Source organism: Kitasatospora sp. NPDC047058 (assembly GCF_040643935.1).
In the GTDB taxonomy this organism is placed as follows: domain Bacteria; phylum Actinomycetota; class Actinomycetes; order Streptomycetales; family Streptomycetaceae; genus Kitasatospora.
The window spans coordinates 1-7,024 of the sequence record NZ_JBEYVJ010000351.1 but is presented as its reverse complement, the minus strand read 5'-3'; the positions used below and the strand labels follow the sequence as shown (position 1 = coordinate 7,024).

The 7,024-nt window shown below is 72.2% G+C and carries 8 protein-coding genes and 1 pseudogene; 4 read left to right on the top strand and 5 right to left on the bottom strand.

The annotated features are described in order from the left end of the window. Window positions 1–275: 275 nt before the first annotated feature. Both ABZ885_RS32480 and ABZ885_RS32475 read right to left on the bottom strand, forming a co-directional pair. Entirely contained in the window at window positions 276–509 is a 234-nt protein-coding gene (locus tag ABZ885_RS32480) for a DUF6213 family protein (RefSeq protein ID WP_360196634.1), read from the bottom strand. Between the two features lie 339 nt (window positions 510–848). Continuing rightward, window positions 849–2,042: an MFS transporter gene (locus ABZ885_RS32475; RefSeq protein ID WP_360196632.1), complete on the bottom strand. Its 1,194-nt coding sequence runs from the start codon at window positions 2,040–2,042 to the stop codon at window positions 849–851. A 210-nt stretch (window positions 2,043–2,252) separates the two neighbouring features. Between ABZ885_RS32475 and ABZ885_RS32470 the strand changes: the two genes are divergently transcribed. Further along, window positions 2,253–2,726 carry a MarR family transcriptional regulator gene (locus ABZ885_RS32470; RefSeq protein WP_360196629.1) on the top strand — a complete coding sequence of 158 codons (474 nt, stop codon included), beginning with the start codon at window positions 2,253–2,255 and terminating at the stop codon, window positions 2,724–2,726. Between the two features lie 93 nt (window positions 2,727–2,819). Beyond that, window positions 2,820–3,398 (top strand): SMI1/KNR4 family protein, encoded by a 579-nt coding sequence (locus ABZ885_RS32465; RefSeq protein ID WP_360196626.1) that lies wholly within the window; start codon window positions 2,820–2,822, stop codon window positions 3,396–3,398. A gap of 131 nt (window positions 3,399–3,529) precedes the next feature. On the opposite strand, the gene ABZ885_RS32460 is transcribed toward ABZ885_RS32465, so the two are convergent. Together ABZ885_RS32460 and ABZ885_RS32455 are read right to left on the bottom strand one after the other, a co-directional pair. After that, window positions 3,530–3,991 (bottom strand): nitroreductase family deazaflavin-dependent oxidoreductase, encoded by a 462-nt coding sequence (locus ABZ885_RS32460; protein ID WP_360196623.1) that lies wholly within the window; start codon window positions 3,989–3,991, stop codon window positions 3,530–3,532. Between the two features lie 445 nt (window positions 3,992–4,436). After that, the gene (locus tag ABZ885_RS32455; protein WP_360196620.1) at window positions 4,437–5,234 is read right to left on the bottom strand and encodes a hypothetical protein; all 798 of its coding nucleotides are present in this window, start codon (window positions 5,232–5,234) and stop codon (window positions 4,437–4,439) included. A gap of 6 nt (window positions 5,235–5,240) precedes the next feature. Here ABZ885_RS32455 and ABZ885_RS32450 point away from each other — a divergent pair, with 6 nt between their 5' ends. Together ABZ885_RS32450 and ABZ885_RS32445 are read left to right on the top strand one after the other, a co-directional pair. Next, window positions 5,241–5,534 (top strand): helicase-related protein, encoded by a 294-nt coding sequence (locus ABZ885_RS32450; protein ID WP_360196617.1) that lies wholly within the window; start codon window positions 5,241–5,243, stop codon window positions 5,532–5,534. A 10-nt stretch (window positions 5,535–5,544) separates the two neighbouring features. Then, a pseudogene (locus tag ABZ885_RS32445) lies at window positions 5,545–5,958 on the top strand (helicase associated domain-containing protein); the annotation flags it as partial. 167 nt (window positions 5,959–6,125) lie between these two features. Here the strand turns inward: ABZ885_RS32445 and ABZ885_RS32440 are convergent. After that, window positions 6,126–6,791, bottom strand: a complete 666-nt coding sequence (locus ABZ885_RS32440) for a hypothetical protein (RefSeq protein ID WP_360196615.1) — start codon at window positions 6,789–6,791, stop codon at window positions 6,126–6,128. Between the last annotated feature and the right edge of the window lie 233 nt (window positions 6,792–7,024).

Below are 7,024 nucleotides of genomic sequence, written 5' to 3'. Positions count from 1 at the left end.
GCCGGTGCCGGGGCCGGGCCCTCAGCCGGGCCCGCTGCCCGGGCCGGTACCCGCGCCCGGTGGTCCGGATCCCGTTCCGCCGGGGCCGCCCCCGCCGGGGCCCGACCCGCAGCCGCCGCCCGCCCCGGGGCCCGGTCCGCATCCGCAGCCCGGTCCGCTGCCCGGGCCCGGGCCGGCTCCCGAACCGGTTACCTGAGGCTCCCGAACCGGTTACCTGAGCGGGGAGGCGCTCCGGGGGCTCTGACGCGGTGTGCGCCGGGCAGCCACGGGGTCCGTCAGGCGCCGGGGTCCGATGCGAACGCGATGCATTCGACGTCGATCCGGTCGGCGAGGTCGGTCAGCACGCCGGCCAGGACCTGCAGGGTTTCCGGATCGAGGCCCGTCCGGTCCTGGTCCGCGGCGCCTTGCCAGTCGGCCGCGAGCTGACGGAACAGACGGGTGACCTGGTCGGCGGGGACCAGGAGGTGGTCACCCGTGGTCGAGATCAGCGGTACGGACCACTTGGTCATGACGTGCCTCCGGGAGGGGACCTGGGCCGTTGCCGTCCACGCCTCAGGCCGCCCCGTGCCGCTGCGGCTCGGGCGCCCGGCGGTGTGGCCGCGTCTCGCTGCCGTCCTCCGACGGCACGACGGCGGTGGGTGCCGGGCGCTCCTTGCCGATGAATCGGTCCGGGGCGCGGGCGCTGGTGAGGAACCCGGCGGGGAGGATGGTGGTGATTCCACGCGAAAGCTCCGCACCTCGGCGGCTGCCCGCCGGCCCGGGCGGCAAACCCGACGGCCCCCGCCCCGGAAGCGCCCGTAGGGCTTGCCGGGACGGGGGTCACCGTGCGGAGTGGCCGTGCGGAGGGATCAGTGGGGGACGGGGGTGGGGAGGACGGCGGTTGCGGGCTCGCGTGCGGGGGAGCGGCGTTCGAGGGCGGCGGACCACAGGGCGAGGACGAGGGCCGCGGCGGCGAGGGCGGCGCCGACCCAGTTCGGGGCGGTGTAGCCGTGACCGGCGGCGATCACGAGCCCGCCGAGCCAGGCGGCCAGGGCGTTGCCGAGGTTGAAGGCGCCGATGTTGACGGCCGAGGCCAGGGTGGGGGCGCCGTGTGCTTGGTCCAGCACCCGCTTCTGCAGCGGCGGGACGGTGGCGAAGCCGAGGGCGCCGACCAGCAGGATGGTGACGGCGGCGAGGACCTTGCTGTGCGCGGTGACGGTGAACAGGGCGAGCACGACCGCGAGCCCGCCGAGGCCGACGAACAGCATCGGCATCAGCCTGCGGTCGGCGAACCTGCCGCCGGTGAGGTTGCCGAGGAACATGCCGACGCCGAACAGCACCAGCAGCCAGGTGACCGCGCCGTCGGAGTAGCCGGCGACGTGGGTCATCATCGGCGCGATGTAGGTGATCGCGGCGAAGACGCCGCCGAAGCCGAGAACCGTCATGGCCATGGCCAGCACGACCTGGACGTTGCGGAAGGCGGCCAGCTCCCGGCGCAGGTGGGCGCCCTCGGGGCGGGGCAGGTCGGGCACCAGCCGGGCGATGCCGAGCAGGCCGGCCACGCCGAGGGCGGCGACGCCGCCGAAGGTGGTGCGCCAGCCGACGGCCTGCCCGATGAACGTGCCCAGCGGCACGCCGACGATGTTGGCGACGGTCAGCCCGGTGAACATGGTGGCGATGGCGCCGGCCTTCTTGTCCGGGGCGACCAACTCGGCGGCGACCACCGAGCCGATGCCGAAGAACGCGCCGTGGGCGAGTGAGGCCACGATGCGGCCCGCGAGCATCACGCCGAAGGTCGGCGCCAGCGCGGAGAGCACGTTGCCGACGGTGAACAGGCCCATGAGCAGCATCAGCATCGTCTTGCGGCTGATCCTGGTGCCGAGCACCGTCATCAGCGGCGCGCCGAGGACGACACCGACCGCGTAACCGGTGACGAGCAGTCCTGCGGTGGGGATGGACACGCCGTAGTCGCCGGCGATCTCGGGCAGCAGGCCCATGATCACGAACTCGGTGGTGCCGATCCCGAAGGCCCCGATGGCCAGGGCGAGGAGCGCGAGAGGCATGACGCCAACCCTCCGTGCGTTGTCAGTGCGCCTTACGAGCTTCGACAATAGTTGCATGCGCGGAATATGTGCAAATGCGGGCAGTCTTCGTTGTTCGTGATCTCGGGGCGTGGGGCAGTGCTTGCATGGGCTATATGTGTGCCTTGGGCGGTATTTCCGGGGCCGGGCTCTACCCTGGAGCCCTGCACATCCGGAAGGAGGCCCGCGCCCATGACCGCCACCGATCCCGCGCTGACCGCCCTCGCCAACGGCTGGGCCGCCCTCTCCCTCCTGTACGGCCGGATCGACGCGCACATCGAGCGCGCGCTGCAGTCCGGGCACCACCTGAGCGTGCGCGAGTACTCGCTGCTCGACGTGCTCAGCCGCCAGCACGACGGCGAGGGCGGGCACCTGCAGATGAAGCAGGTCGCCGACGCGGTCGTCCTCAGCCAGAGCGCCACCACCCGCCTGGTCACCCGGCTGGAGGACCGCGGCCTGCTCGCCCGCTACCTCTGCCCGACCGACCGCCGCGGCATCTACACCGACGTGAGCGACGCCGGCCTGAAGCTCCTGCGCGAAGCCCGGCCGACCAATGACGCCGCCCTGCGCGAGGCGCTCGACGAAGCGGCCGGGAACCCCGAACTGGCCCCGCTGGTCGAGGCGGTGAAGGCGGTGAAGCCTCCGCCGGCACTCCGGCGGCCCTGACCGTCCTGCCGGGGGGCAGACCGACGTCAGGGGAGAGGCCGGCGTCACGGGAGCGCGCGGACGGTGTCCGTGCCGTGCGGTTTACTCCCCGGCATGGACAGTGATGCGCACCGTGCCGCCCAGGAACCCGCCGAGCCGTCGTGGGCCGAACGACTGGCCGCGCTGACCGGCTGGCGGGCAGAGCGGCAGACCTTCGACTGGGCGTCCGTCGAGCGGGACCTCGGCCTCCGCCTTCCCCGGGACTACAAGCTGCTCGCGGAGACCTTCGGCGACGGCACCTTCGACGACAACCTCGACTTCTGCGTGCCGGGGCCGTCGCAGCCGGCCCTCCGTCTGATCACCGCGGACCCGTCCGAGTTCGCCGACCCCGCTCCCTCCGGCGGGCCCGCGATCAGGCTGCTCGAATTCGCGGCGACCTCGGCCGAGCACTCGTTCTGCTGGCAGGTCGAGGACCAGGACCCGGAGAAGTGGCCGGTCTTCGCGCGCGGTGACAAGTGGGAGCCCTGGGGGCGCCACGACTGCTCCGCGGCGGAGTTCATCCACCGGATGCTGAGCGATCCGCTGCACCCCTACTCGCTCGCGGAGTACTTCGAGACCCACTGGTTCACCTCCGGCGAGGAGATGCGACGGGCCCAGCAGGCCTTCTGGGACGAGTACCACCCGCACGCGTGAGGCGTGGGCCGGCCGACGGTCCGTCGGGTGCCTCGACCGGGCGTCCTACGCCCTCCGGGGCGGCGAGGCGGCGAGCCGTCCCCGTCCCGGAGGCGTGGCCGTCCTGGCACGGTGCCCGGGTCGAGCGGCCCTCAGGAACCGCTCCCGGCCGGGTGCTCGGGTTCGAGGACGAAGACCGGGATCACGCGGTCGGTCTTCTCCTGGTACTCGGCGTACGGCGGATACGCGGCGACCGCGCGCTGCCACCACCGGGCCCGCTCGTCCCCGGCGAGCTCACGGGCCGTCATGCCCCGGCGTTCGGGACCGTCCTGGAGATCCACCCGCGGGTCGGCCTTGAGGTTGAAGTACCACTCCGGGTGGCTCGGGAAGCCGCCCTTCGAGGCCACCGCCGCGTACCGCCCCTCGTGCTCGACGCGCATCAGCGGAATCTTGCGGATCCTGCCGCTCTTCGCGCCGCGCATCGTGACGATGACGACCGGCAGGCCCGTGTCCCAGAGCGTCGTGCCCTCTGTGCCGCCCGAACTCTCGTACAACTCGACCTGCTCGCGGATCCACTGCGCCGGACTCGGCTCGTACTCGCCCTCAAGAGGCACCGCATTCACCCCACTGTCGTGTACGGACTGTGTCGGACAGTCCAGCACAAGCCTCGTGAAGGCGGGACCACCGTTCCCGCGCCGCCGACGACTCCAGGTGTGACGACGAGGTGTCGGTGTCGCCTCCGGCCTGGTGTCCCCGCAGATCAGGGCGACCCCGGTGGCGAGGTGGAACGGGACGGGACGGTTGGTCTGTTCGGGGTCCTCCTCTCCTGCGGGAACGGTCCACCGCAGCAGGGTGGTGGTGCCGGCCCGCTCGAGCAGGTGGAGGTGGGTGTGGGCGTCGAGACCACCAAGCCGGTCCTCGGCCAGCCCTCGTCGTTGCCCGGAACGCGGGGCACCGCGTGCGCCCGGTCCGGCAGGGCGCGACACCAGTTTTCACTTGGCGCCGGCAGCGGGCGCCCAGGAGGGCGCGGCGGAGGGCCGAGTGGGGCGGGGCGCTCCGTCAGGCGGGAATGGTTTTGATGACAGCGTCGGTCAGCGGCGAGAGCTGATCGGACAGCTTGTCGAGGTCTGCGGTCCGGCCGTCGGACCACTGGGCCGAACCGACGACCACGCCGTGCCCGTAGGCCGCGAAGTTCTGCACGCGGCCGCTGTCGGCCGGCAACCGGCGCAGACCCGAATCCGTGGGCGGGACATGGACGGCGACCTGGAAGGAGTCGGCGTGGGAGCCGAGAAAGCTCACCAGGTGAACACCGTCGCCCTGGTCCGCCATGGTGAACAGCGCCACGTTGTACTGGTTGCCCTCGGCGTCCTTGTACAGCGCCAGGTCGACTCCGAGACAGCCGTGGCCCTGCGTGATCAACCCGGCGAGGGTCGGCGCCACGGTGTCCGGGCCGGTGCAGTTCGAGCGCGCCACGCCCGCCACCAGCGTGTACCCCTGGACCTGCGCCGGAAAGACGGACAGCGGCATCGCCGAGACCGGAGCGGCGGATGCCGTCGGCGAAGCACCGATCGACGGCGTCGCCACGTGCGGTGAGCGATCGGACGATGCCGGTGCAGCCAGCGCGGGCGGTGCGGCCGGTGCAGGGCCCGACGGCCGGAGCAGGTACACCGCCGCGCCTGCTGCGACCAGCAGCGCAGCGGCCACCGGAAGCAGCAGCCGACGTCGCGCGTTTCGTCGCTCCGGCCGGCTCGCCTGTTCGGCGACACTCGGCTCCCGTACCGTGTTGTCCTTCTCAAACTCCTTGACGAACTGTTCCCACGGGTCGTCACCGGATCCACGCATGCTCACAGCTTCCACACCTTAATGATCACCGCCGCCTCTGGGAAGCCGCACCCCTTCCTGAGGCTCGCGCGAGGGTACGAGGACGGCGAGGTGTGCGGCATCCTCTGCAATGCCCGCCTCCTCTCGGAGGGCATCGACATCCCCGCTGTCGACGTGATCGTCTTCGCCGACCCCAAGTCCTCGGTCATCGACATCGTCCAGGCCGTCGGCCGCGCGCTGCGCCAGTCCTACCGCCAGGGGCGAGGCCGTCGAGGAGGGTGCCGCGCCCGGCCCCGGCGGGGGAGCACAGCAGCCGGCACCGGAGTCGCCGGTTGAGTGGCTCCGGATCGACGCCCGCAGCCACGCCGCCGCGATCCTCCGGACCGTCAAGCTCCGCGTCTTCAACCCGCGGGCCGCCGAGTGGCAGCGGATGCACGCCGTCGCGGCCGTGTTCCACATCGAGCACGGCCACCTCGGCCCCACCGACCGCACGACCCACGCCGAACCGGTCTCCTGGCTCGCCCGCCAGCGCCACCTCCACGTCCGGGGCCTGCTCGACCCTGCCCGGGTGGGCGAGTTGGACGCCCTCGGCATGATCTGGTCGAAGAACGCCAACGCCTGGGAACGCGGCTACGCCTACGCGACCGCCTTCCACCACCAGCACGGCCACCTGGCCGTCCCCGCCACCGCCAAGCTCGACGACTACGCGGTCGGCGCGTGGATGCGCCGCCAGCGCAAGGCCGGGAACCTGACCCCGGAGCAGACGGCGAAGCCGGCCGCGCTCGACGAACTCTGGCACCTGGAGCCGGACTGGAACCGCTCCTACCGCCGCCTGCTCGCCTACCTCTCCGCCGGCGGCACCCTCACCGGCCCCGCCAACCGCACCGGCCTTGCCGCCGACCCGGGTCCGCGCCGGGCCAGGGGCCGTCAGGCGTCCGGGTTCCCGCCCTGCTGGACCTTCTTGATCCGTTCCGCCTGGAGCGCGGTGAACTGCTGCAGCGTCTTGTGGTCGCGCTCGTCCTCGTCGAGCTCGATCAGGGCGACGACGGAGCCGACCCGCAGCACCATGGCCGAGGAGAGGGCCCCACTCGTGGAGTCGCTCGAATCGGCGGGCTTCTCGAAGCCCTGCAACTGGTCGGCGGCCGCCTTCACGCCGATCCGGCGCGCGGTGCTCTCCTTCTTCTCGAAGGACGACACCATCGCGTCGAAGGCGGGGCCCGCGTGCTCCGCGGTGTCGAAGGTGAGCAGGGTGAACCGGATGTCGTTGTCGGTGTTGGAAGCCAACTCGTACCGGGCGGTGCCGCCCAGGAGGATGCCGGAACAGCCGATGGACAGATTCTTTGGGCAGTCGCGGGAGACCTCGGCCTGCTCGATGACCTTCGGCGGCTTCGCACCCGGGGCGAGCCGCCACCCCGAGGGGAGCGAGGCCGGGGTCGGCAGCGCGTCCAGGACCTGGTCCGACTGCGCCAGCGCCACCTTGGTCTTGAACGCGTCCCCGCCGTCGCCGGAACTGCAGGCGGCCGTTCCCAGGGCGAGCCCGGCCACCGCGGCCGTGAGTGCGAGATTGCGTCCGTGCCGCTTCAGCATGTGCATCGAAGTACCCCCGTGTCGTTCTTCGCTCCGAAGATCATCAGCGGACATCAAATCACATGATTACCGGCCTTTCTGGCGGGTCAACAGCGCGGGAGTCACCGTTCGGACGGCTGACCGGATATCAGCCGACGCCGCTGATCAGGCAGATGAAGGGCCGCCCGCAGGGGCATTCGCACAGCGGGCGGCCGTCCCCGCGTGACCGGCGGGGCCCGCGGCCCGGGCCCGCCGGGCGC